This window comes from Prevotella sp. FD3004 (genome assembly GCF_000746155.1).
GTDB lineage: Bacteria > Bacteroidota > Bacteroidia > Bacteroidales > Bacteroidaceae > Prevotella.
The window spans coordinates 1-26,391 of record NZ_JQKR01000013.1; the positions used below are offsets into that span (position 1 = coordinate 1).

At 44.9% G+C, this 26,391-nt stretch carries 22 protein-coding genes; 6 read left to right on the plus strand and 16 right to left on the minus strand.

Annotated features, from left to right (window positions below; translation table 11 throughout):
* Window positions 1-443: 443 nt before the first annotated feature.
* A complete protein-coding gene (locus T325_RS04655; RefSeq protein ID WP_036910902.1) occupies window positions 444-2,756 on the minus strand; it encodes a transglycosylase domain-containing protein in 2,313 nt (770 codons plus the stop codon).
* A gap of 118 nt (window positions 2,757-2,874) precedes the next feature.
* Here T325_RS04655 and pyrB point away from each other — a divergent pair, with 118 nt between their 5' ends.
* Genes pyrB through glyA form a run of 3 tightly spaced genes read left to right on the plus strand, consistent with a single transcriptional unit; the run spans window position 2,875 to window position 5,563 of the window.
* Window positions 2,875-3,822: an aspartate carbamoyltransferase gene (pyrB, locus tag T325_RS04660; RefSeq protein WP_036910903.1), complete on the plus strand. Its 948-nt coding sequence runs from the start codon at window positions 2,875-2,877 to the stop codon at window positions 3,820-3,822.
* Window positions 3,819-4,265, plus strand: coding sequence for an aspartate carbamoyltransferase regulatory subunit (locus tag T325_RS04665; protein ID WP_036910904.1), 447 nt, complete (start codon window positions 3,819-3,821; stop codon window positions 4,263-4,265). Before pyrB ends, T325_RS04665 begins: the two co-directional genes overlap by 4 nt.
* A 17-nt stretch (window positions 4,266-4,282) precedes the next feature.
* On the plus strand, window positions 4,283-5,563 hold the full coding sequence (gene glyA, locus T325_RS04670) for a serine hydroxymethyltransferase (protein ID WP_036910906.1): 1,281 nt from the start codon (window positions 4,283-4,285) through the stop codon (window positions 5,561-5,563).
* A gap of 61 nt (window positions 5,564-5,624) precedes the next feature.
* Here glyA and T325_RS04675 read toward each other — a convergent pair whose 3' ends face one another.
* From T325_RS04675 to T325_RS04690, 4 genes are all read right to left on the minus strand, one after another.
* A complete protein-coding gene (locus T325_RS04675) occupies window positions 5,625-7,160 on the minus strand; it encodes a BACON domain-containing protein (RefSeq protein ID WP_197051316.1) in 1,536 nt (511 codons plus the stop codon).
* An 86-nt stretch (window positions 7,161-7,246) separates the two neighbouring features.
* Window positions 7,247-8,431: a DUF4861 family protein gene (locus tag T325_RS04680; protein ID WP_036910910.1), complete on the minus strand. Its 1,185-nt coding sequence runs from the start codon at window positions 8,429-8,431 to the stop codon at window positions 7,247-7,249.
* Window positions 8,428-10,644, minus strand: coding sequence for a S9 family peptidase (locus T325_RS04685; protein ID WP_036910912.1), 2,217 nt, complete (start codon window positions 10,642-10,644; stop codon window positions 8,428-8,430). Before T325_RS04685 ends, T325_RS04680 begins: the two co-directional genes overlap by 4 nt.
* A gap of 61 nt (window positions 10,645-10,705) precedes the next feature.
* The gene (locus tag T325_RS04690) at window positions 10,706-11,503 is read right to left on the minus strand and encodes a gliding motility protein GldB-related protein (RefSeq protein WP_036910914.1); all 798 of its coding nucleotides are present in this window, start codon (window positions 11,501-11,503) and stop codon (window positions 10,706-10,708) included.
* Window positions 11,504-11,694: 191 nt separating this feature from the next.
* On the opposite strand from T325_RS04690, the gene T325_RS04695 reads away from it, so the two are divergent.
* Window positions 11,695-12,912 carry a DUF4861 domain-containing protein gene (locus T325_RS04695; protein WP_036910916.1) on the plus strand — a complete coding sequence of 406 codons (1,218 nt, stop codon included), beginning with the start codon at window positions 11,695-11,697 and terminating at the stop codon, window positions 12,910-12,912.
* Here T325_RS04695 and T325_RS04700 read toward each other — a convergent pair.
* Together T325_RS04700 and mtaB are read right to left on the minus strand one after the other, a co-directional pair.
* Window positions 12,896-13,915 carry a glycosyltransferase family 2 protein gene (locus tag T325_RS04700; protein ID WP_036910918.1) on the minus strand — a complete coding sequence of 340 codons (1,020 nt, stop codon included), beginning with the start codon at window positions 13,913-13,915 and terminating at the stop codon, window positions 12,896-12,898. The genes T325_RS04695 and T325_RS04700 overlap by 17 nt on opposite strands.
* Window positions 13,916-13,935: 20 nt before the next feature.
* Window positions 13,936-15,264, minus strand: a complete 1,329-nt coding sequence (mtaB, locus tag T325_RS04705; protein WP_036910919.1) for a tRNA (N(6)-L-threonylcarbamoyladenosine(37)-C(2))-methylthiotransferase MtaB — start codon at window positions 15,262-15,264, stop codon at window positions 13,936-13,938.
* Between the two features lie 267 nt (window positions 15,265-15,531).
* Between mtaB and T325_RS12820 the strand changes: the two genes are divergently transcribed.
* Window positions 15,532-15,699, plus strand: coding sequence for a PG1828 family lipoprotein (locus T325_RS12820; protein ID WP_177172077.1), 168 nt, complete (start codon window positions 15,532-15,534; stop codon window positions 15,697-15,699).
* Between the two features lie 240 nt (window positions 15,700-15,939).
* On the opposite strand, the gene rplI is transcribed toward T325_RS12820, so the two are convergent.
* The 7 genes from rplI to T325_RS04735 form a co-directional block, all read right to left on the minus strand.
* Window positions 15,940-16,533 carry a 50S ribosomal protein L9 gene (gene rplI, locus T325_RS04710; protein ID WP_036910921.1) on the minus strand — a complete coding sequence of 198 codons (594 nt, stop codon included), beginning with the start codon at window positions 16,531-16,533 and terminating at the stop codon, window positions 15,940-15,942.
* Between the two features lie 22 nt (window positions 16,534-16,555).
* Window positions 16,556-16,822 carry a 30S ribosomal protein S18 gene (gene rpsR, locus T325_RS04715; RefSeq protein WP_013064765.1) on the minus strand — a complete coding sequence of 89 codons (267 nt, stop codon included), beginning with the start codon at window positions 16,820-16,822 and terminating at the stop codon, window positions 16,556-16,558.
* A 3-nt stretch (window positions 16,823-16,825) separates the two neighbouring features.
* Window positions 16,826-17,170, minus strand: a complete 345-nt coding sequence (gene rpsF / locus T325_RS04720) for a 30S ribosomal protein S6 (RefSeq protein WP_036910923.1) — start codon at window positions 17,168-17,170, stop codon at window positions 16,826-16,828.
* A gap of 115 nt (window positions 17,171-17,285) precedes the next feature.
* The gene (locus T325_RS12685) at window positions 17,286-17,438 is read right to left on the minus strand and encodes a hypothetical protein (protein WP_156097639.1); all 153 of its coding nucleotides are present in this window, start codon (window positions 17,436-17,438) and stop codon (window positions 17,286-17,288) included.
* Between the two features lie 10 nt (window positions 17,439-17,448).
* A complete protein-coding gene (locus tag T325_RS04725) occupies window positions 17,449-18,147 on the minus strand; it encodes a response regulator transcription factor RprY (protein ID WP_036910925.1) in 699 nt (232 codons plus the stop codon).
* Window positions 18,148-18,175: 28 nt separating this feature from the next.
* Entirely contained in the window at window positions 18,176-19,738 is a 1,563-nt protein-coding gene (locus T325_RS04730) for a sensor histidine kinase (RefSeq protein WP_036910927.1), read from the minus strand.
* A gap of 203 nt (window positions 19,739-19,941) precedes the next feature.
* Complete coding sequence (locus T325_RS04735) at window positions 19,942-22,101, minus strand: elongation factor G (RefSeq protein WP_036910929.1); 2,160 nt, start codon at window positions 22,099-22,101, stop codon at window positions 19,942-19,944.
* A 132-nt stretch (window positions 22,102-22,233) separates the two neighbouring features.
* On the opposite strand from T325_RS04735, the gene hemW reads away from it, so the two are divergent.
* Entirely contained in the window at window positions 22,234-23,361 is a 1,128-nt protein-coding gene (gene hemW / locus T325_RS04740) for a radical SAM family heme chaperone HemW (RefSeq protein WP_036910931.1), read from the plus strand.
* Window positions 23,362-23,563: 202 nt separating this feature from the next.
* Here hemW and T325_RS04745 read toward each other — a convergent pair whose 3' ends face one another.
* Window positions 23,564-24,520, minus strand: a complete 957-nt coding sequence (locus T325_RS04745; RefSeq protein ID WP_051949708.1) for a hypothetical protein — start codon at window positions 24,518-24,520, stop codon at window positions 23,564-23,566.
* Window positions 24,521-24,566: 46 nt separating this feature from the next.
* The gene (locus tag T325_RS04750; protein WP_036910933.1) at window positions 24,567-26,387 is read right to left on the minus strand and encodes a peptidase U32 family protein; all 1,821 of its coding nucleotides are present in this window, start codon (window positions 26,385-26,387) and stop codon (window positions 24,567-24,569) included.
* Window positions 26,388-26,391: the final 4 nt, after the last annotated feature.

Sequence of the window (26,391 nt, forward strand, 5' to 3'; positions counted from 1 at the left end):
TGCATGTGTTAAGCCTGTAGCTAGCGTTCATCCTGAGCCAGGATCAAACTCTTCATTGTATAAAATATCTTTGATATTTTCTACGAGTCTTCGTCGTCGCTCGGAAATTGAAAGCAAACTTTCATTTCTCTCGCTCCTAGAAGCCTTGTAAATATAATCATTATCTGTCTCAGAACGACTATCCAAATTCAAGAATTGAAACGGTTTGTTTCTTTCTACCCAAGAGCATCTCTGCTCTCGCTTCTTGTACTACTTCTGTCTATGTAAATCTTTCAAAGAACTCTTTCTTTTTGTGCCTCAGCCCTGTTTTTGAGCGAAAGCGAGTGCAAAGGTACAACAAATATCAATACCATCCAAATTTTTAAAAGAAAAAATTCCCAAAAACATTAAAGTTTTCGGGAATCATTACAAACAAAATCTACACCTTATATATTATATATAGGCTATTCGTAGATTTCATCAATATCATTACTTCCTACGACCTCGTCGACAAACGAACAAGGATCATAGCCTGCTGGCAAATCGAAGATGGCATTCTCATTATATCCGAGCTGAGCATCTTTATATACCTGCTGCATGTAGAGCGCATAAATAGGCAGAGCTCCAGAAGCCCCCTGACCCATGGCCATAGAGTCGAAATGAATATCACGATCGTCGCCTCCAACCCAGCATGCATTAACAAGCGTTGGGGTGATACCAACAAACCATGCATCACTATTATTATTTGTCGTACCTGTCTTACCGGCAATATCGCCTTTGAGATTATATTTGAAACGGAGACGAGAGGCCGTACCACCATCTACGACATTCTTCAGCATATAGATCATTTTATTAGCACTTTCTTCGCTGATAACTTCATTCATGCGCGGTTGGAACTGGGCTATCACATTACCTTCACTATCCTCAATCTTGGTCACAAACATACAGGCCGCACGGATGCCATGATTGACAAATGCCGTATAAGCACTGGCCATTTCACCTACACTGATATCACAAGGCCCCAAACAGAGCGCCATTGATGGGTGTATCTCAGGATTGCGAATTCCATATTCATGAAGCAAATCAACAAAGGCCTGTGGATTCAGTTTACTCATCAGGTAGGCTGATATCCAGTTGTTTGACTGCTGAAGTCCCCACTTCAAGGTAACCATCTCACCGTAACGGGCCCGACTGCTGTTTCGCGGTGTCCATGCCTGACCGGCTACGACATAGGTTTGCTGCACATTGGGAGCCAAGTCGCATGGTGAAAAACCATTCTCCATAGCCAGAGAATAAAGATAAGGCTTTATCGTTGAGCCCACTTGGCGACGACCATCCATCACCATATCATAGGAGAAATGCTCATAGTCCAATCCTCCTACATATGCCTTGACATGACCATTCTGCGGACAAACACTGATAAAGCCAGTACGAAGGAATGACTTATAATACTTAATTGAATCAATCGGCGTCATCACTGTATCCACATCACCATGATAGGTAAAGATGGTCATGCTTGTCGGCGTACGGAAAGCCTTCTTGATTTCCTCATCAGAAGCACCATCTTCATGCATCACCCTATATCGCTCGCTCTGACGAATAGAACGATTCAATATCTGAGTTATCTGACTAGCCGTCAGGTTATTAGAATAAGGAGCATTCGATTTCTTTGCATTTTCCTTGTTGAAGGCAGGCTGCAAGAACTTAACAACATGCTGATATGCTGCTTCCTCGGCATAGCGCTGCATACGGGAATCGATGGTAGTGTAAACCTTTAAACCATCGGTATAGATATTGTAATTATCGCCGTTGCGTTTCTTGTTCTTATTACACCAGCCATATAATGGATCAGTCTCCCAATTGATTGAGTCGTTGTAATACTTAACCATATTCCACGACGGATATAAAGAACGTTCGGGCTTCTTGGCCGTCATATAACGACGAAGATATTCGCGGAAATACACTGCAAGTCCTTCTCTATGATCAGCCACATGGAACTTCAATGTCAGGGGCTCCGCAGAATATTTTTCATACTCTTCCCGAGACAGATAACCGCCTTTCAGCATCTGCGCAAGAACGACATTACGACGGTCGCGGCTACGTTCCGGATACCTGACTGGGTTGAAATATGACGGATTTTTACACAATCCGACAAGCGTTGCCGACTCCGTCACCGTTAAATCCTTCGGTTCCTTACTGAAATAGACATTTGCAGCGGTTTTGATTCCCACAGCATTATGAAGGAAATCGAAATAATTCAGATACATCGTAATAATCTCATCCTTGGTGTAGTTACGCTCAAGTTTTACAGCTATTACCCACTCTATCGGCTTTTGCAGCAAGCGTTCAAGTGTAGAGTTCGCATGCGCAGAATATAACTGCTTAGCCAGTTGCTGCGTAATAGTCGAGCCACCGCCCGCACTCTTCTGGCCGAGAATGCCTCGTTTAATAACTGCACGTCCTAATGCATAGAAGTCGATTCCAGAGTGATCATAGAATCGGGCATCCTCCGTTGCAACCAGCGCATGGACAAGCGATGGAGAGATCTTGGTATAGTCGACCATCACACGATTCTCTCGATTAAAGTTCCATGTTCCCAACAGCCTTCCATCAGCAGAATATATCTGTGTTGCAAAGCGATTTATTGGGTTCTGCAAGTCTTCAATTGGCGGCATATATCCTATCCATCCTTTGTCAATGGCATAGAAAGCCGCTGCGGTTCCTAACACGGAAATGGTTAATAATGTCCACAGAAAATAGACAAATAGCTTTCTCATATCTATAAAATCGTCACTTTTTTAAGTATCTTGCTGCAAAATTACGATTTTCTTCTAAATTATCGCACGTAAATCAAAAATAATGTGTAATTTTGTGCCAACAAAATAAAAACAAGGGATGGAAAAGCATAATTTTGTAACCATAGCCGACCTCACTCGAGAGAAAATACTCTACATGATTGAGATGGCAGAGGAGTTTGAGAAGCACCCGAACAGGGAACTATTAAAAGGAAAAGTAGTAGCTACGCTTTTCTTTGAGCCATCAACTCGCACACGTCTTAGTTTTGAAACTGCCGCCAACAGGCTTGGTGCCCGCGTTATTGGATTTGCTGATCCCAAAATAACCAGCGGAACTAAAGGAGAAACACTGAAAGACACAATACTAATGGTTTCTAATTATGCTGATGTCATTGTGATGCGCCATTATATAGAAGGAGCAGCTGTATACGCTTCAGAAGTGGCTCCCGTTCCCATCATCAACGCTGGTGACGGAGCACACCAGCATCCATCACAGTGTATGCTTGACCTCTATTCCATCTATAAGACCCAAGGAACTCTGGAGAATCTTAATATATATATGGTGGGCGATTTGAAATATGGACGCACCGTTCATTCACTGCTTATGGCCATGAGGCATTTTAATCCGACCTTTCACTTTGTGGCGCCTAAGGAACTGGCTATGCCCAATGAATATAAGTTATACTGCAAAGAGCACGGCATCAAATATCAGGAGCACACGGCTTTCAATGAGAAGGTGATTGCCGACGCAGATATTCTCTATATGACTCGCGTACAGAAAGAACGTTTCTCAGATTTGATGGAATATGAGCGTGTAAAGAACGTATATGTGCTTACTAACGATATGTTGAAGAACGCAAAGCCTAATATGAAGATTCTGCATCCCCTGCCCCGTGTGAATGAAATTTCCTACGATGTGGATGAGAATCCTCATGCATATTATATTCAGCAAGCAGGCAACGGGCTCTTTGCCCGTGAGGCAATTTTCTGTGATGTCTTAGGTATATCACTCGACGAAGTACGTAACGATAAAACCATCATCCTATGAACAAGAAAGAAAGACTGGTAGCAGCCATTGAGCATGGCACCGTTATCGACCACATACCAGCTGACAAGACTTATCAGGTAGCCAGTCTGCTGGGGCTTTTCGACCTGAAAACTCCTGTCACCCTCGGATTTAACTATCCATCACAAAAGGTTGGCAGCAAAGGTATTATCAAAGTATCAGACAAGTTCTTCACCGATGATGAGATTTCACGTCTCTCAGTGGTGGCACCTAATGTTATTCTAAGCATTATTCGCGATTACGAGGTTGTAGAAAAGAAAGCTGTGGTAACCCCAGATGAGATTAAGGGGATTGTGAAGTGCAACAATCCTAAATGTATAACAAACAACGAACCCATGACCACTCACTTTCATGTGACTGATGGTATCCTGACATGCCATTACTGCGAGAAAGAGCAAGACATTAATAAGGTAGAGTTAGTATAATCCCAATAAACAAAACAATGAACAGAGACAACACTATTTTTGAGTTGATTGAGAAAGAGCATCAGCGCCAGTTGAAGGGCATCGAGCTGATTGCGAGTGAGAATTTCGTAAGCGACCAGGTCATGGAGGCCATGGGTTCTTACCTGACTAACAAGTACGCAGAGGGTTATCCTGGTCACCGTTACTATGGCGGCTGTCAGGTTGTGGACGAGGTTGAGCAACTTGCTATCGACCGCGTTTGTAAGCTTTTCGGTGCTGAGTATGCCAATGTACAGCCCCACTCTGGAGCTCAGGCTAATGCTGCAGTGCTGTTGGCCGTACTGAAGCCAGGTGATACTTTCATGGGTCTGAACCTCGACCATGGTGGTCACCTTTCACACGGTTCTCACGTTAACACATCAGGTCTGATCTACAACCCTATCGGCTATAATCTCAACAAGGAAACTGGCCGTGTAGACTATGACGAGATGGAGGCCCTTGCCCTCGAGCACAAGCCCAAGTTGATTATCGGCGGTGGTAGCGCTTACAGCCGTGAGTGGGATTACAAGCGTATGCGTGAGATTGCCGACAAGGTTGGCGCTCTGCTGATGATTGATATGGCTCACCCCGCAGGTCTGATCGCTGCAGGTCTGCTCGACAACCCTGTAAAGTATGCTCATATCGTTACCTCTACAACACACAAGACTCTGCGTGGTCCTCGTGGTGGTATCATCCTGATGGGTAAGGACTTCGAAAATCCTTGGGGACTGAAAACGCCAAAGGGTGTAGTGAAGATGATGAGCCAATTACTCAACTCTGCCGTTTTCCCTGGTCAGCAGGGTGGTCCTCTGGAGCATGTGATTGCTGCTAAGGCCGTTGCATTCGGTGAGGCTCTGCAGCCCGAGTTCAAGGAGTGGGCTAAACAGGTTCAGAAGAACGCTAAGGTTCTGGCAGATGAACTGATTAAGCGTGGCTTCGGTATCGTGAGCGGTGGTACAGACAACCACTCTATGCTGGTTGACCTCCGTTCTAAGTATCCCGAACTGACAGGTAAGGTAGCAGAGAATGCGCTCGTAGCTGCTGACATCACCGTCAACAAGAACATGGTTCCATTCGATAGCCGGAGTGCTTTCCAGACCTCAGGTATTCGTCTCGGTACCCCCGCAATCACTACTCGTGGTGCCAAGGAGGATCTGATGATTCAGATTGCTGCATGGATTGAGGAAGTTCTGAATGATCCTGAGAATGAGCAGGTAATTGCTTCTGTTCGTGCTCGCGTCAATGAGAAGATGAAGGAATATCCTCTCTTTGCTTATTAATTGAGACAACTTAAATAAAAAATAAAAGCCCCGCCGATTGGCGGGGCTTTTATTTTAACTTTTATCTTCTTCTGGACCTTGCAGCATTTCTTCTGGTTGCTGCTGGCTTTTCTTTCTTGGTAATAGTCACCTTATTATCCATTGAATATCTTAATGTATATTCTCCCATGGCATAAGTATACTTCCAATCGATATAGTAGTTCTTCTGCTTCTTCAACTGTACATCAGTAGAAGAAACGCTACTATTGGGACCAAGATACTTACCATCCCACTCAACTGTCATCTGAGCTACGCTGTCGTTATAGAAGGTGTACCCCTTCAGGACAATACCAGGTCCATCTGCATCCATTGAGATGGTACAACCGACGATATAAGTAGTATCCTTACCAGTAATAGCTTTACCAGTGTCCCACTTACAGGTCAGGAATTTCGTCAGATCCTTCGGTTTCTCAACAATGATCTTTACATAGTCGGTATGTTTGCCGTCCTTAGAAGTAACAGTAACATTCGCCTCACCTTCCGCAATAGCCTTAATTCTGCCTTGTGCATCGACTGTAACGACATCATTGTCGGACGACTTCCATGTAAGAACCAACTTATCCTTATTGAACAAATGTTCGTCGAGATCCAGACTGTCGCCAACGGTCACCGAGATTTCCTCTTCATTAATAAAGAGGTGTCTATACTGTGTAACCGTCAGATATTGCCTCAATTCATTATTACCAAACTTCTCGGCGCTTTCAAAGAGAACGTTACATTTTCTTTCTTCCTTCTTCTCATCAAACTTAAGAACCTTCAGTTTCTGAACGAACTGGTCTTCACCAAGATCCTCATAACCCGCCTTCTGAACCCAATCGTCCTCAGGATAAACATCAACGGTAATATTGGCATTCACTTGAATTTCAAATGTGCCACCATTCTCATCTATGGATATCGAATTGACATCTAATGAAAAAACAGGGTCAAATTTCTGCCTAATCTTAACGGGTACCGAAATATCATTATAGACAACGGAGATAATGGCATCACGCACATTACCACTATTATTCTTGGCAACATTCAGAGTCAGCGTACGATCCTCAAGTCCTCTTGTCTTTGAAACAACACTGATCCATGACGAGGCAACCGACGGGATTTCTACAGTATATCTTTCACCAATGTTAGTTTTAAGAGGAACCTCAATAGTTCCACCCTTCATTTCTGCTTCAAATGTATTCACTCCTTTTAGTTCAACCCAATCCATCTGAGCCTGACTTACAGTGAAGGTTCTTGTAGTCTTACCATCCTTAATATCCGACAATGTGATGGTGGCAGTACGATCATCGTATGTTTCATTGGCGTATACGCGAATGATAATCTTAGAATTCTTCACATCAATACTGGGATAACACCAATCTTGATCAGACTTTATATCATAGAATGTCAAATCTTCATTTCTTAATAGGATTTCCTCTGATCCGCTTTCGGATGTTGAGAATGATACATTTTTAAGCAACAGCTCTGGTAAACGACTTTCATAGTCTTCACTACAAGAAATAAAGCCAGTACCAACGACTGCAAACATTAGAAGTATCCCGAAAAGTTTTAATGTTTTCATATTCATAATTTTAATAGTGTTATATATTATCGCCTGCAAAGATACAAACTTTTTGGAGAATCTGCATCTTTATTCTAATAATTTAATCATTTTTTCAATGTAACCTGTAGCGGATGCTCTATAGAACGGAGGAACCAGCCGATTCTGGCGTTCCATTCTTCTGCCGTCCTTACATCGTATTTCGACCATGCAGAACCGAAATAATAGGTAAAATGCCCTCCTTGATAATTAGGGATAATGCCTAAGGCATGACCATCCTTTCTTTTTATCTCTACTTCTCCATGGGGGAATATGGCGGCTACATAAAGCGGGGCATGGTGTACATCTGGTTGATCAGTCGGATCGGTATAGGCCACATAGTTGCGCCCTAAAACGACAGATTCCTGATCTTCTTTCTGGACGACGACCCCAGAACACAAAGAAACAGGTTTAGAAAGGCCGTCATACCACACTTCCATTCTGTTAAAGTTCGACCCTTTATCAAGTCTGATGACGCGTGTCTCACGGATGGTATCACCACAAACCACACGTGGACTCTGATGCAGACACACTTCAAAGCGCAACGGCCCACGGGTGATGACCTCATAACTTTCAAAACAATATGGCATGACGATACTGTCACCCATCAGCAGGGCAGGCGCCCCACATCCCAAGGTAGCACCTACCTTATATGGGTCGAAGCCCTTTCCATGATCGTGGTGATAGGAATTAATACGATAAAGCGAGTCGCCGCGATGACGGTCTATCCGGCGTAAGGAGTCGACCTTGGGCATCATCACCACATCTTCTATATAATAACGGTCATTGAGCACAAGCTCGGGGGTGTTTTTTGTCCACACGTCGATGCCATAGCTCCGTTCACCCGTTCGTTCCAATGCCGGACCATACACACGATAGGCACCACGGTCGTTCTCCCAAGCAAAGTCGTCCTTTCGCTCTGGATGGAGCGCTCCGTCGCAAAAAATTGGGAAATCGTGCGTCGCTCCTTTCCTGATGGTATAGGTATTCTTACCACCTTTTCTGACATAGGCACCAATGAGCAATTTACCATTAGGTGTCAGCTGACTGGGCACATCAAGTCCAGCACGATCGAGCACACGAAGGCTATCACTGCTAGTTCCCAACCACAAACAAACAGAATCAAGCGGCAACTCGATGATCTCTTCACGATACTCATCAGTAGGGTTAGTCACCTCAACGCATATCTGAGCATCGGCATTTGCCGTCAAACAGGCCAGCAAGCAACAAAACAAGAACCTACAACATCTCATTTCAATTCTGCATTAAAATGGTTGATGGCCTGACGGAACAGGTGATTACGAGTATTGCCACCGAAAATGCTGTGATTGCGGTTGGTATAGACCAACTGGCGGAAATCCTTATCGGCCTGAACAAGTGCCTCTACATATTCTGCCGTATTCTGATAATGTACATTGTCGTCGGCTAGACCGTGACAGAGGAGCAGTGCACCATGCAATTGCGAAGCCCGGGCAATAGGATTCACTTCGTCGTAGCCTTTCTGGTTCTCCTTAGGAGTACGCATATATCGTTCTGTATAGATAGAGTCATAATAGCGCCAACAGGTTGGTGGTGCTATAGCCACACCGGCACGGAACACAGGACGCCCCTCAGACATTGACATCAATGTATTCCATCCACCATAGGACCAGCCCCAGATGCCGATACGATCTTTATCGACATAAGCCTGCTGCCCCAACCACAAAGCAGTCTCAACCTGATCGCGAGACTCCAGTTCGCCTAATCTCAGATAGGTACACTTCTCAAAATCAGCACCACGTCCACCAGTACCACGATTATCAACACAGACACAGATATACCCCTGCTGACACAAATACTGCTCTAGAATCGCGCCATTGCCATTCATACCGATTCCCCATTGGTTAAGCACCTGCTGATTACCGGGACCACCATACTGATACATGATGACCGGATACTTCTTTGAGACGTCGAAATCGGCAGGCTTTACCATCCAGCCATTAAGTTGAACACCCTCAGAAGTGGTAAACGTAAAGAGTTCTTTCTTTCCTAAATCATAAGCAGAAAGCGTCTCTACCAGTTCGTGATTGTCAATCATCGTCTGTAGAGTTTTACCATTGTTCTGACAGAGTGTATACTGAACAGGATGGTCAAGGTCGCTCCATATATTGATGAAGAACTTGAAATTCTTGCTAAAGATTGCATTGTTTACGCCAGATCGCTTTGATAGCACTTCTATTTTACCATTGGCATGAGCGACCATTACCTGCTGATCGGTAGGACCTTTCGGATTAGCGGCAAAATAGGTATCACCAGTCTGTTCGTCATAGCCATAAACACTCTTCACCACATACTTATCGGTTACAATCTGTCGCAATAACTGACCATTCAGGTTGTAAAGATACAAATGATTATAGCCATCACGCTCACTGGGCAACAGAATATGTTTGTCTGTCAACAATACGTCTTCCAGTGTTTCCTCCTTAATATATTTATCGACCTTATCTTCAATAGCCAACTGGCAAACGGTAGATAATGGATTAGCCATATATATACGAAGCACATCCTGATGACGATTCATTGTGAAGACGGCAACCTTCGACGGGTCACTCGTCGCCTTGATACGTGGGATATAGCCATCGACGTCCATCGGAACAGCTATTGTCCTCGTCTGGTGCGACTGAATGTCATAGCTATGCACACTGACTTTCGAGTTCACTTGTCCAGGAACAGGATATTTATATGTATAGTCTCCTGGATATTCAGCAAACTCAGAGCGCTCTGGCTTCATCCCCTTAAAAAGCTGCATGGAATATTGCTTCACTGCACTCTCGTCATAGCGTATCCAAACAATCTGTCGCGAATCGGCTGAGAATACCATTGACGAATTAGTAGAGAACTCCTCCTCATATACCCAATCAGGAATACCATTAATTATTTCATTGCGCTTGCCGTCTTTCGTCACTTGACTTTCTGCATTGTCATATAGTAACTTTACCAACCAGATATTATTATCCCTTATAAAAGCTATTAGATTTCCATCGGGCGAGAACATTGGTGTTTGCTGAGGGCCACCGTCTGAAAGCGGCTCCAACTTGTTGTTCCTTACATTATATATATAATAGGTAGCGGTATATGAGCGACGATAGATAGGCTTGGTCTGTGTTTGTATCAACATACGACTGCCATCAGGACTCAGAATATAACCCTCCACCTGTTCAATAGAAGCACCACGGGCTGTTGTCGCATCGAATAAAACACCAGTCTCCTTTCCAGTACGGAATGAATAGGTTACTATCCGTTTCCCATCATCACTAATCTGAGCATAGGTTTCCCCATCGGCCATCTGTCGAACTTCAGTCATCGTCTTCGAACGGAACTTGCCTGCCGTAATATCTTTCAAGTTAAAATTCTCCCCAGCAACAGATGGGACACCTATTGCCAAAAGACTCACTAACATAAAGTTTCCTAATACTGATTTTATCATTATCCTTTGTATTTAATTATTTCCGTTTCACGGTGCAAAGATAATGATTATTTTTCAAGAATCACTGAAAATCCTGATAATTGTTGTTTCTCAATAGCATATCCAAGCTAACGTTCTTGTTTTGCGACATATAGCGTTGAATCTTCTGTACATATCTGTTCTGAAATGCCCGCTTACCCATAGCTTTATTCACCACCCACTGAATCTTACCCATGTGGAGGTCACACTCCAGTTGGCTCATCTCTCTGTCTGTTGGCATCGGATATAAACTTAAGAGATAGAATCCCACACAATCAGGTACAATGTAGTGGCGGTTCATCATCGATAATTGTTCTTTCGAATACCCATATTCAGCTTTCAAATATAGAGGATTGTCTGAACCGAGATACTTATCAAGACAGATGCCTATCGTATTATTACCAACTATAATACTCTGGTCCAATGCGCCTATTTGGGCATACACTTCTGGAGCCTCCATTCCATGGATGTTCTCTTTCAGATATTTGAATGCCGAAGTCAAATCCCTATTAATATCATCCATACTAGCATATTGCTGTTCTGCCTCTGCTATCAGAAACTGTAGGACTGAGTCCTGATAGAATCGTAGGAATTTCGTGTTGATCTGCTGGTCATTCACCTTTCCTATATGGAGAACATCTTCTATCAGCGTGCGGGTTTGCATAGGATATACAGTATTCATCTGCTGTAATGCTGAAAAATCGCCTGTAGTCAAATACAGACTCTGCACACGGTCATAGCGGTCAACAGCAATCTCATAATCATCTTCTGACATGAACTGCCATTCACAACTGATACATCCCAGCATGACTATCAATAGAAAATAATATATCTTATGCACTAAACTAAATGTTATATATATGTTAAATAACGACGCAAAATTACTAAAAATTATTTTAAAATCCAAATTTTAACCTAAAAAAGATAAAAAATAGTATAATAAACTGCACACTTTTGTTTATTTGTGTAAAAAAAGAGCGTGGTTTGAATGATTTTAAGTACCTTTGTCCATCACTAAAACAAACATAACAAATGAAGAAAAGAACACTCTCGGCAACATTCCTTGCCCTTATAACAACCGTAGCTTCTGCTCAACAGGTACTAACCATTCATATCAGTAACCCGTCAAGAAACGACCGGATTGACGAACCTATTGTTATTCCTCTGAGCAAATATGGCGACATCAAGTCGGCTGTTGTTTCTGCCGGAAGTCAGGAAATACCCTGTCAACTCGACGATCTGAATCAGGACGATATTTTCGATGAGCTATGCTTTCTCGCCAACCTTAAAGGTAAAGAGCAGAAAAAATACTCTATAAAACTCTATGCCGAAGGTGAGCCACGTCAATATCCAGCCCGTGTCTACGCAGAGATGCTGCTCCGCAACGACAAAGTAAAGGAAAAAAACAAGCACAACAACTTCATTGAGTCCATTACGGCCCGAGGCGACTGTGCCAACTCTTACAACATACAACACCACCATGGTGTAGACTTTGAAAGTGAGCTCAACGGCATACGTATTTACTTCGACAGTCGCCAAACACTTGATCTCTATGGTAAATACCAGAAGCGGTTGGAACTAAAAGACACACAATTCTATACATCTAAAGGACAAAAGACAGAAGGATATGGCGACGACGTGCTTTGGGTAGGTAACACCTTTGGGCTGGGGGCCTTCCGTGGCTGGGACGGTCAGCAGCCAACTATGATCGATCCAGTCAGCAGTCGCACTCAGCGCATCATCTCTTATGGTCCACTGCGTACCATTGTCGAAGTTATTGACAAGAAATGGAAGCCTTACACTGATAAGCCAACCATCACAATGACTCTTCGCTACACCCAATATGCCGGTCATCGCGACACTGATGTCGATGTATTCTTCGACAAAGATGTTAAAGACTATCTCTTTTCAACGGGTATTATCAATGTGAAGGAATCTGCGGAATTCTCTGACCAAAAAGGACTCCGAGCTTGTTGGGGTACCGACTGGCCTTCAAGCGACCATGAAAACTTCAAGCCCGAGACCGTCGGACTAGGCATCTATATTCCTCAAGCATTCATCAAAAGCGAAGAGCCTGCCAATATAGATAATTATGCTTTTGTAGTTAATACGCCCAACAAACATCTCAACTACAAAATTATCTACTGTTCCGACAACGAAACCTTCGGCTACCACTCAGCGCAAGAATGGTTTGCCTTTCTCAAAGCTTGGAAAAAAGAGATATTGCAACCTGTTAAGGTAGACTACTAAACACCTTACGTCCTTTTACATAATACTGCCAGAGTAAAGAGAATGGTCTTTGCTCTGGTATTTCTTTTGCCACACGGCTATTCTGAATCGTCATACGATCAGACTCAAAGTTTTTCCGCCAGTGTTTGTATGCCCGTCGTGCCCGATACACCGCTTTAAAATCTCCCAAATTCCGCTTCAATATCAGCATCTCCCAAGCTGCCAGATAATCAAGCCACCAGCGCCATCGCATCACAGGTTTCAGTTCCTCATCTGGCAGACACTTGTAGAGCATCGTTAGATTATTGCGGAAATTCAGAAATGTCTTCATCGGGTTAGCCTTCGGTAAAGTGCCACCTCCTACATGGTAAACATAGCTCTCCGGCAAACAGACTATTCTGCGACCACGAATACGCAATCGCCAACAGAGATCAATCTCTTCATTATGAGCAAAAAAGCGGCCGTCAAGTCCACCAACTTCCCAATAATCCTTAGAACGAATCATCAGAGCAGCCCCCGTTGCCCAAAAAATGTCTGAGGCATAATTGTATTGTCCGTTATCCTCCTCTACCGTTTCAAAAATTCTACCACGGCAGAAAGGATAACCAAAGCGGTCGAGGTATCCCCCACTCGCTCCCGCATACTCAAAACTATCCCTGTCTGAAATAGAAAGTAACTTCGGCTGACATGCCGCAATATCCTGATGACTATCCAAATATTCCGTCATTGGCGTCAGCCAATGATGTGTCACCTCAATATCCGAATTCAGCAAAAGATAGTACTCAGCCTCTATCTGCTGAAGAGCCTTGTTATAGCCTTCTGCAAATCCCCAGTTCTTCTCCAACTGGATAAGTCGTGCTTCAGGAAAATGTGTTCTGAGCATATCCATCGAATGATCGGTCGAAGCATTGTCGGCCACATAGACAGCAGCCTCACCTTTTGAATATTGCAACACCGACGGCAGATACTTTCTGAGCATTGCCTCGCCATTCCAATTTAGAATCACAATTGCCACCTTCTCCATTTCACGCGTACCTTAATTATTTATATAATAGAGACTTTGAGTGACTGTTTGTCGGCAGTCAACTCACCCAACCTAACCTTAATCAGTTGATTGTCTAATGCCGGATCGGCCTCTTTAGGCGATAATTCAACTCGGATATAATTCCTTGTAAATCCATGCATTGCCCTACCTCTCGTTGCTTTCTCAAACAACACCTCTGCCTCCTGACCAATATATTTCTGATAGAAAGCAACGGTCTTTTCATCAGACATTTCCAGCAATCGTTTCGAGCGCAACTTCTTATCCCTCTCACTCACTACATAAGGAATGCTCAAGGCCGATGTCCCTGGGCGCTCTGAGTATGGAAACACGTGCAACTGCGTAACATCAAGTGCTTGCAAGAATTCATACGTTTCCTCAAAACACTCAGGCGTCTCGCCTCTACACCCCACCATTACGTCAACACCGATAAATGCGTCTGGCATGTGTGTTTTAATTAAGTGTATTTTGTCTGCAAACAGCTGTCGGTCATAATGACGATGCATCAGTTTCAATACAGTATCACTACCACTCTGCAGAGGTATATGAAAATGAGGCATAAAAGCCCTACTCTGAGCACAATACTCAATCAGCTCATCCGACAACAAATCTGGCTCGAGCGAACTGATACGATATCGCCGAATCTGCTCTACGTCATCGAGTGCCTTCACCAAATCGATGAAACTTTCACCCGTAGTCTTGCCGAAATCGCCAATATTTACTCCAGTCAATACAATTTCCTTACCGCCTTCAACTGCAGCCTGCTCTGCTTGACTCACCAACGAGGCAATTGTCGGATTTCTTGAGAATCCTCTGGCATAAGGTATGGTACAATATGTACAGAAATAGTCGCAGCCATCTTGAACCTTCAGGAAATATCGTGTACGGTTACCCCTCGAGCAACTCGGCGCAAAGGTCTTGATATTCTTTGTCTTCTGGGTAAACACATTCCGCTCACCTCCAGAACTCCAAGCATCGGATAAGAACTGAATCAGACTAGATTTCTCGTTAGACCCCAGCACAAGACTGACTCCATCAATCTTAGCAACCTCTTCAGCCTCCAACTGCGCATAACAACCTGTCACCACAACAAAAGCTCCAGGATTCTCCCTTACCATACGATGAATTTGCTGGCGGCATTTCTTGTCAGCAACCTCAGTCACGGAACAAGTATTGATCAGACAGATGTCTGCCCGTTCTCCCTTTCTGACTGTCCGTACCCCCAACTCTTGAAGCATCTTCCCAAAAGTAGATGTCTCTGAGAAATTCAATTTGCAGCCAAGTGTATAATAGGCAGCCGTCTTACCTTGAAAGGCCGATGTATCTATCATATATAAAATAGGTGTTTCTGTTTACGGCCACAAAGGTACATCTTTTTTCCCGATTATCATCAATTTTTAGTATTTTTCCGATAGGCAGGCATATAATGCAATTTTTAACATTTCATATCTTATTGATTTTCAGTGCATTGCTAAAAAGTTACAAAAAAGGTCGAAAAAAAAACGAAAAAAATGATACGTTGTATTAAAAATATGATTACCTTTGCATCGTTTTAATAAACAAATGATTGTTTTACAGATTTAAAAAGCTTAGAAAAAATGAAAAAATTGGTATTCATGTTCGTAGCAGTTGCTGCTATCTCTTTCGCTTCATGTGGTAACAAGGCTCAGGCTCCTGTACAGGACACTGACTCAATCGCTGAGGTAGTTGACACCGTAGCTGACAGCCTCGTTGCTGACACTGTTGCTGCTGATTCAGTTCAGTAATCTACGGACTATTGAGAGAAACAGGAGGCCGCAGGACGAGAGTCCTGTGGCCTCTTCTTTTTTTATTAACCTCATCTTATGCATGTAACTCTCTTTTTTCGAATCCAGCTTTACATTTATTCAAATAAAAACAGATGTCCCGAGAGCTTGTGACCCTCGGGACGCTGCGTCATAATAAATAATGATGCCTTACAGCAATTATTAATTATTAATTAATTGATGATTTTAATACTCTTTGAGTTATGCTTCTGCAGGAGCCTCCTCTTCAGCAATTTCAGCTTCCGGAGCCTCAACTTCTGCCTCTTCAGCAGCAACCTCAGCAGCAGCCTTCTTTGCATCGGCAGCAGCCTTGATAGCAGCCTCAGCCTCGGCAGCAGCCTGAAGCTCAGCAGCGTTCTCAGCAACAACCTTAACAGGAAGTTCAACAGTTACCTCCTTATGGAAGTGAACGAGAGCCACGTAGTCACCAATCTTCTTGGCATCCTTCATGGTGATAATCTTACGATCAACTTCCTTACCAAGCTTAGCGAGCTCATCGGCTACCTGAGCAGCACCTACAGAACCATAGAGCTGACCTGTAGCACTCACCTTTGCAGCAATCTCAAGAGCTACACCAGCAAGCTGAGCAGCCTTCTCCTCTGCAGCAGCTTTCTGGGCAGCCAACTTGTGAGCCTGCTGCTTCAGATTCTCTGCGAGAATCTTCTTGGCTGAAGGAGATGCAATCACGCCCTTTCCTTGAGGAATGAGGTAGTTACGGCCATAGCCAGACTTAACATTTACGATATCGTTCTTAAATCCCAGACCGATAATATCTTCTTTCAGTATAATTTCCATAATCTTGCGTCCTCCTCTTTAATTACTTCATCAAATCGGTTACGTAAGGCAGCAGTGCGATCTGGCGGGCACGCTTAACGGCCTGAGCCACACGACGCTGATACTTCAGAGATGTTCCAGTGATGCGGCGGGGAAGAATCTTACCCTGCTCGTTGAGGAACTTCTTGAGGAACTCGGGATCCTTGTAGTCGATGTACTTGATACCGCTCTTCTTGAAACGGCAATACTTCTTCTTCTTTGTATCGATAGAAGGAGCAGTCAAATAACGGATTTCACTCTGTTCTGCCATAGTTTAAGCCTCCTCTTTTTTACCAAGCTTTGCACGACGCTTCTCGGCGTACTCAACTGCATACTTGTCAAGTTTAACAGTCTGGAAACGGATTACCTTCTCGTCACGACGGAAAGCAGTCTCCAATGTCTTAATCACTTCTGGCTCTGCTTTGAATTCTACCAGGCAGTAGAAACCTGTAGACTTCTTCTGAATAGCATAAGCCATCTTCTTCAATCCCCAGGCCTCTTCACTGATGATCTCTGCACCCTTATCGGTCAGGACCTTCTTGAATTTTGCGGCCGTTTCCTTCATCTGTTCATCAGACAAAACGGGAGTTAAAATGAAAACGGTTTCGTATTGATTCATACTACTTAATAAAATAAAAATTAATAATGTTATGCTTAAAGCGGGTGCAAAGGTACAATAATTAATTGAGATTCAGCAATTGACAAATGACAATTAGCCCAATACTTAACTAATTTTAATACTTTTCGTTCTTTTTCTGCATTCGGATGTGAAGATATGCACCGATTACAACCATCAAGTAACCACTGAGTAGTACCAGATTGCTAGATGTCCACCCAGCCAGATAGCTGACTATCAAAAGGATGGCGCCGGCCAATACCAGCGCCATTCCTATAGGCTTACTCCTCTTCGGGAGTGATGAGTTTGTATCCCTTACCATGGATATTAATGATTTCAATCTGACCATCTTCTTTCAAGTGCTTACGCAGCTTGGTGATGTAGACATCCATTGAACGGGCATTGAAATAGTTGTCGTCGATCCAGATGGTCTTCAGGGCAAAGTCACGCTGCAGAATCTCGTTAGCATGCGAGCAGAGCAGTGCAAGCAATTCATTCTCTTTAGTAGTGAGTTTGGTCTGCTTCTCACCGATCATCAGCAACTGTTTCTGTGTATCAAAGGTGAACTTACCGATGTGATAAACAGTAGATTCCTTACTCTTCTTGCCCTTTGTACGGCGCAGAATGGCCTCAATACGAAATACAAGCTCTTCCATAGAGAAAGGCTTAGTGATATAGTCGTCGGCACCGAGTTTGAAGCCTTCGAGAATGTCTTCCTTCAGAGTCTTAGCTGTCAGGAAGATAATGGGCACGTCGGCATTGGCCGCACGAATCTCCTGAGCCAATGTAAAGCCGTCTTTCTTAGGCATCATCACGTCGAGCACACAGATGTCAAACTTGGTCTTAAGGAAAGCTTTGAAGCCTGCCTCACCATCAGCGCAGAGTTCTGCTACATAACCTTTGGCCTGCAAATACTCACGGAGCAGCATTCCGAGGTTCTCATCGTCCTCGCAAAGCAAGATTTTCAATTTGTCTTCCATAAACGTTTCTTTTATTTAAATGTTAATACTATGAATTGTCTTCCTGTAAGATGGGCAATGAAATGGTGAAGGTTGTACCCTTTCCCAGGTCACTCTCACACTTGATTTCGCCCTCATGAAGATTGATGATCTTCTTAACATAGGCCAGTCCTAGGCCGAACCCTTTCACATCATGAACATTACCCGTATGAACACGATAGAACTTGTCGAATATCTTCTTCACGTTCTCTTTCTTGATACCTAGTCCGGTATCACGGATTGAGAAGCAAAGCAGATCTTTCTCATTCCACGTGCGGATATAGATATCGAGCGGCTGTTCGGGCTTACGATACTTCACCGCATTGTCCAACAGATTAGTAATGGCATTCTGGAAATGCACCTCGTCAACATAGATAGCCGAGTCGACAGCCTCGATTTCCGTATAGATATGTCCACCGGTATGCTCGACACGCAATGTGAACGAAGCAGCAATCGACTCCAACAACTCATTAAGATCAAGTTCTTTTTTCTTAAACGAAGCAGTCTTTCTGTCGAACATCGACATCTGAAGTACTTTCTCAACCAAAAAGCGCAAACGTTTTGACTCATCATTGATAACACCGCCCAGATGTGTCAGCATTGCCGGACTCTTGCTGACGCTCTCATCGTTGAGCATCTGCGCAGCCAGTGAAATACTGGATATCGGGGTTTTCAACTCGTGGGTCATATTATTGATAAAGTCATTTTTAATCTCAGAATAACGCTTCTGGCGGAAGATGACCACAATGGTGAAGATAAACGTAATCAGCAGCACCACAGTGAAAATCATGGCTGGAATCATAAAGCGTATGCTGGAGAAAATATAAGAGCTCATGTCAGGAAAGTGAATCTTCACGACACCCATCTTCGACGAGGGGTCATTACGGAAGAGTGTCTGCTTATAAGCATGCTCCTCGCCTTCCTCTGTATAGTCTGGACAGCGGTATACCTCACGCCCGTCGGCCGTTTCAACACGGAAATGATAGGGAATGTTGATACCGTTATTCATCAACTCAGCCCGAATATCCTGATCGAGCATCTTGAAGTTGATACGTTCTTTCAGAGGTCTGTCAGAGGCTGTATAAAGGATGTTATACACTACCTCGTCGAGCAGAGCCTTCTGATAGACATAACGGTTGCGGACAATCTCCTGAAGTGACTTAGACGCCTCAGATATCGAATTCTTGTCGGTGCGTAGGATCATGGCCTTAGGCACATTAGCCGGCTTGATGGCAAACGTCTTCAGTTCGAAAGAAGAATACACAGTACCATCGTCGGCTGCTACAGCAAACTGATGAGAGTGTTTGATAGTACCATCGAGTCCGTCGACCATCACAGAGTCCTGCTTATAGGCTTTCCTCTCGGTATCCTTCACATCTTTCTCCAAATAACGCAGTGTCTCGTTCATCTCGAGGTTACGCGACGCCTGATAGAGACTACGGGTCACAGACTCGTCGAACTGTTCCTTCTTCATCTTCGCCATCTCTTCTATATATGAGAGCTGGAGAAAGAGAAGACCCACAAACGAGAGTCCCATGACTATAGCTATAATCCAAATCGTACTTTTCTTCATATCGTGGGCAAAGATACGCTAATTCTTAAATACGGAAGATTAATATGTTAATTATTTGAGGTAAATTTCACAATATTAACAAAAAGCAATAATTATAATTACATATACACAACTAACAACTCATTGTTGTATCATAAAAAGAACCCCCGCTACAGGACATAGCAGGGATTCCCAAGGATTATAGTCGAAAAACTTTAGTATTTTTAATCTTCCTCCTTCATTTCGGCCTCATGTTCCTTAATCAGAGTCTGCTGAATATCATTCGGAACAAGCTCGTAACTAGCAAACTTGGTGGTGAACGAAGCACGACCGCCAGTCAGAGAACTCAGAGCGATAGAGTAGCTTGAGAGTTCCTTGAGAGGAATCTTGGCCGAGAGTTTCTGATAACCAGCCTCAGAGTCCATACCCATGATGATAGCACGACGGCCCTGAAGGTCAGACATCACATCACCCATGTAGTCGCCGGGAACAAGCACTTCAAGGTCGTAGATAGGCTCAAGAACCTTAGGACCTGCCTCCTTGAAAGCCGCAGAGAAGGCGTTACGAGCAGCCAGCATGAATGAGAGTTCGTTAGAGTCAACGGGGTGCATCTTACCATCGTAGACAATCACACGGACGTCGCGGGCATAAGAGCCTGTCAGCGGGCCCTGTTCCATACGTTCCATAATACCCTTCAGGATGGCAGGCATAAAGCGGAGGTCAATGGCGCCACCAACAACAGAGTTGATGAATACGAGTTTACCACCCCACTCCAGATCAATCTCTTCCTTGCCCTTGATATTCATCTTGAACTCCTGACCGTTAATCTTGAACGATGTAGGATCGGGCATGCCTTCTGTATAAGGCTCCACAATCAGGTGAACCTCACCAAACTGGCCTGCGCCACCCGACTGTTTCTTGTGGCGATAGTCGGCACGTGCCATCTTTGTAATGGTCTCACGATATGGAATCTTCGGCTCGATATATTCAATCTGAATCTTCTCGTTATTCTCCATACGCCACTTCAAGGTGCGCAGGTGGAACTCACCCTGTCCATGAACGATGATCTGGCGGAGTTCCTTCGACTGTTCAACAACCCATGTGGGATCCTCCTGACGCATCTTCTGAAGGGCTGTCATCATCTTCTCTGTCTCAGCCTCGTTAACGGCCTTGATGGCACGAGAGAACTTTGAATTAGGATATTTAATGAAATCGAACTTGTTTTCTACATCCTTTGCGTTCAGAGTATTACCAGTCTTCACATCTTTCAGCTTCACGGTACAACCAATATCACCAGCAACCAACTGGTCTACCTGGATACGGTTGGCACCCGCACAGGCATAGATGGTACCGATACGCTCCTTTGAGCCGCGATCGGCATTGGTCAGATCGTCACCGCTCTTCACAACACCACTCATCACCTTGAAATATTGGACCTCACCGATATGTGGTTCAACACCAGTCTTGAAGAAATAGAGCGAAGCAGGTGCCGAGGCGTCAGCAGGCACATCCTTGCCGGCGGCATTCTTGATGACAGGCATCTCACTAACGAAAGGAACGACATTACCCAGGAACTCCATCAAACGGCGAACACCCATATCACGACCTGCACAAACACAGAACACGGGGAAGATGCTGCGCGTTACAAGCCCCTTACGGATACCTTCACGCATCTCGTCTTCAGTCAGATCCTCGCTCTCAAAGAATTTCTCCATCAGTGTATCGTCGCCAGCGGCGGCAGCCTCTACAAGAGCAGCCTTCATTTCTTTTGCCTTCTCAAGCTGATCGGCTGGAACATCCTCAATAATGGGAGCACCACCCTCAGGCTTCCAAGAGTACTTCTTCATCAACAGCACGTCGATGACGCTATTAAAGCCTGCACCTGTAGCAATAGGATACTGAACGGGAACGCAGTTTGGACCATATACCTCCTTCAACTGATTCAGAATCTGATCGAAATCACAATTATCACGATCAAGCTGGTTAACCAGGAAGATGACGGGCTTCTTCAGTTTTTCTGTATTGCGGAATGCATTCATCGTACCAACCTCAGGGCCATACTGACCATTGACGAGGATGACGGCCTGATCGGTCACGTTCATGGCGGTGATAGAACCTCCTACGAAGTCATCAGAACCCGGACAGTCGATGATGTTGAGTTTCTTGTTGTTCCACTCTACATGAAAAACAGTAGAGAACACCGAGTAGCCATATTCCTGTTCTACGGGGAAATAATCGCTCATGGTGTTCTTACTCTCTACAGCTCCGCGGCGCTTGATGATGCCAGCTTCGTAGACCATTGACTCGGCAAGAGTAGTCTTGCCGCTACCCGCACTGCCAATGAGTGCAATGTTTTTGATTTCGTTTGTCTGATAAACTTTCATATCATTTTAGTTTTAGGTGAATATTTTAATGTTCTAAGCGGCGACTAAGGTAACCATTTTCTTAGAAATAGCCAAAAGAATCTTATAAATATTAAACTAAATTAGTATTTTATTTGTAACTTTGTCCCCCGTATGGCAGGTTTATACATTCACATTCCCTTCTGTAGAAGCCGCTGCATCTATTGCGGCTTCTATTCTACGACAGGTCTGGCGCTCCGTCAGCGCTATGTCGACGCCGTATGCCGCGAGATGAAACTCAGAAGTGAGTGGAGAGCAGCAAAAGGTGAGAGATTACAGATAGAAACAGTATATCTCGGTGGAGGAACGCCAAGTCAATTAACGACAGACCAGTTACGCCAGCTCTTTATATATATAAATAAGGTATATCCTCTCACCTCTCAGGAGATTACCATCGAAGTCAATCCCGACGACATGACAGCCGAATATGCCACTACGTTACAACAACTTGGCATTAATCGCGTCAGCATGGGTGCGCAGACCTTCGATGAAGACCGGCTGCACTTTCTAAACCGCCGACACACGGCTGCTCAAGTATCCGAGGCCGTAAGTTTGCTCCGTCAGGCCGGCATCCGCAACATCAGCATCGACCTGATGTATGGTTTCCCCGGCGAGACTCTCAGTGACTGGGATGCCGACATCACCAGAGCCCTCGCCCTCGATGTGGAGCATATCTCCTGCTACTGCCTCATGTATGAAGAAGGCACCCCACTCTATCGATTACTCCAGCAAGGCAAGGTGGCAGAAACCGACGAAGAACAAGAACGGCTGATGTACTATCATCTCATAGAGCGACTGGAAGCGGCGGGCTACGAACACTACGAGATTTCAAACTTCGCCCGTCCTGGCTTCCGAAGCCGCCATAATTCATCATACTGGGACCTGACACCCTACATTGGGCTCGGCGCGGCCGCCCATTCCTTCGACGGGAACAGCCGCCGCCGTTGGAACGTCAGCGACATCAGTCTGTATATCGAGGGCATCGAGGGCGGACAGCCCTGCTTCGAGCAGGAGCTGCTCGATGATGACACCCGCTATAACGACACGATGACCGTTGCCCTGCGAACCCGTAACGGTCTTGACCTCAACACCCTATCGGAGCACAATCGCAACTATTGCCTCAGTGAAGCACGCCATTACATCAGCGACGGGCTACTGAACCTTCAGAACAATCATCTGTCACTTACGAAACCTGGTCTTTTCGTTAGCGATATGATTATCAGCGACCTCATGCTTATCTGACGGAACTTATCCTATCTGCTGTCATCATTATCGCTTTCTGATGTCAGAGACTATCTGCGATTTTGCAATTTAGATTAAATTGGCGAGCAATTTAGACTAAATTGCTTTGCAAAATAGACTAAATTGCAATGGTCCAGATAGTCTCTGTCAATATCAAAGCCTTTCTATGTCACTCTTTCAAGTTATCTCTGACAAGAAAGAGCTATCTGTTAAAGAAACGAGGAAAGAATTTGAAGCAAAAATAGTAATAGGCAACGAGCAGAGGGTAGCCTATATAATATAATGTAGTGACACTGAACACTACATAGTCAACGGCACAGACAGCAGCTAGGCCCCCCAAGTAGAGTATGGCCTCACCCATCGGCAGATGCCTGGTTACATCGTCGACCGTGGCAATGGCTACTATGATAATAGCCCATACAGAAGAGACGAACAGTCCCAGATGTAACGGCAGGGCAAAGGGATTGAGCGACGGATGATAGTAGAAATGACGCCACGACTCAGGGCCGAATACCTGAATACTACTATAGATGACAGCAGAAGTAGCCACGAGCAGACACAACGCCGTAGGATAGAATGAGGGAATATCATTGAAATGAACGATTTTGGCGCCAAGCCTCATCAGTCGACGCACGCCATAGGCCGCCAGCACAATGACACAGAAGGCCAGGAATATAAGTAAGTGAGTGTCGGAAAAAAGGTCGATGAACTGACTGATGGGGTCGTCGGGCGACACCTTCGCCAACAGTTCCTTCTCGTGTATCCATCCAAAGGTCAACTGGTCACGGGCCACCTTCACCCATACGGAGTCTATACTATCCGATGGTACCGTCATGATGTCGGCCACTACAATCCGTTCGCTCTTACGCAGGGTGATAGAATCCTTTTGGTGCTCCTGCCCTATGGCCTCAATCTCAATGGATACCACCTCAGGCACAGCCATTGCTTCAGGCTGCTGCGCCACAACCACCAAAGAGTCACCCGTCACAACGAAGTTATAGTTCTGCGTATAGTGATGGGTCGTATAGAAAGAGATGGAGTCGAGCTGCTGCTTGGTGAGATCCCAGGCATCTGGCGTTATCGGGCCTTGATTGTAACACGCTACACTAAATGACAAATGATATATGATAAATGATAAACCTATCATCCATCTTCTCATCCTATGACACAACCCGTGCCCGCATCTTCTTTCATTCATCATTATTTTATTTTTCATTTAGGACGCAGGATGCATAAACATTCATCTGACAGTTGGCACAATCAAACTCAAGACGGAAACGGCGGCCATCGCCTAAGACAAGAGACAAGGGCTCACGCCAGTCGGGACGCTTTCCACCACGACGTACACAATAGCCAAGACTATAACGGATGCAATGACGACACTGCATCAGAGGACCGTCGCCACCCTTCAGCTCAAATGCCGTTAGTTCTTTGGCACCATAAAAACTGCGGGCCTCGTCGTTCGATATGTTATAGAGATAGGGATAATCATAGCGGGGAGGACGGGGAACAGCTGAAGATGCTCGCGATTCTGAAGAACCAATGGTGTTTGAGAACTCACCAAGCGCATCGACTATCTGACGACGAAGATCAGAGAGCTGACTATTGGGAATAAAATAACCGAAGTCTGCAGGAATATCTATATCCACACATTCATAAATCGTATCACCGAGTTTAGACAACTGGCGGATGATATTCTCATGAGGCGATTTCTGAGCCAGCTGATGCTCAGAAGGGAAAACCACACGACATGAATATCCATCAACAGATGCCGTCAACTCATAGCCCGTATCAACCGCACGCAAAGAGAACCTTACAGGAATCTTACGGACCGAACTGGATTTTGAAAGGATACGCTCAAACTCCTGATCGTTATTACGATAGAGAGCCATGCCAGGACGCAGGCCTTGCGGCATTCGGAAGGGATAGATGCGGTTGCCCGCCACACGATTGGCACGAAGCCCCTCAAACTGGCGGTCCAGATTAAGGAAACAGAGACCGTCGCCATTGGCGAAGCTAGCCGTTCCCGCCACATTAAATGAGTCGCGCCTGATTTCCTTCACCCTCCCGACAAACTCTCCAACCGCTTTCGGCGTATCAAAGGAAGCAATATCCGGCTGGCGACCATGAGCGAAATAGGTGGTATAGCCGCGATTGAAGGTCTTCTTCAGATCAGGCTTGAAAGAATAGCTGCAATGCCCCAAAGAAGCACGGCAGTACTTATCGGGATGCTGACGTATGATTTCATTAAGCCGCTCACTATAGGCAGCCGTCACATTCTTCACATAAGCAACATCCTTGAGTCTCCCTTCTATCTTGAAAGAGGTAGCTCCAGCCTCGGCCAACGCAAGCAGGTTGTCGCTCTGGTTCATATCCTTCAAGGAGAGCAGATAGCGCTCACGCTCTATCTCCCTGCCATCAGCGTCCTCCAAAGAAAAGCGCATACGACAGAACTGAGCACACTCGCCTCTGTTGGCACTTCGGTGGAAACAATGCTGCGAAGCATAACAGATGCCGGAATAGCTGACGCAAAGGGCACCATGGACAAAGACCTCTAATGGCATGTCGGGCACCGCGCGATGAACTTCGGCAATCTCATCAATAGACAGTTCACGGGCTAGGACAGCACGCGAGAAACCGATATCTTTAAGCCATTTTACCTTCTCAGCTGTTCGATTGTCTGTTTGCGTAGAGGCATGAAGCGTCAGCGTCGGAGGGCATAGCTTCATGACTGCCATGTCCTGGACGAGCACAGCATCGACACCAACCTGATCCAGATCGGCCAGCAATTGGCGCACTTCATCGAGCTCGTCATCATAAAGAATGGTATTAACCGTGACATACACCTTAGCACCAAAAGGATGAGCGTAGGCACACAGCTGACGGATGTCGTCGAGGCTATTGCCTACAGCGGCTCGAGCCCCAAAATGGGGAGGTCCGATATAAACAGCATCGGCACCGTGGTCTATTGCCGCGATGCCACATGCTAAATTCTTAGCCGGAGCCAACAGTTCTAAAGGTGTCAATGCT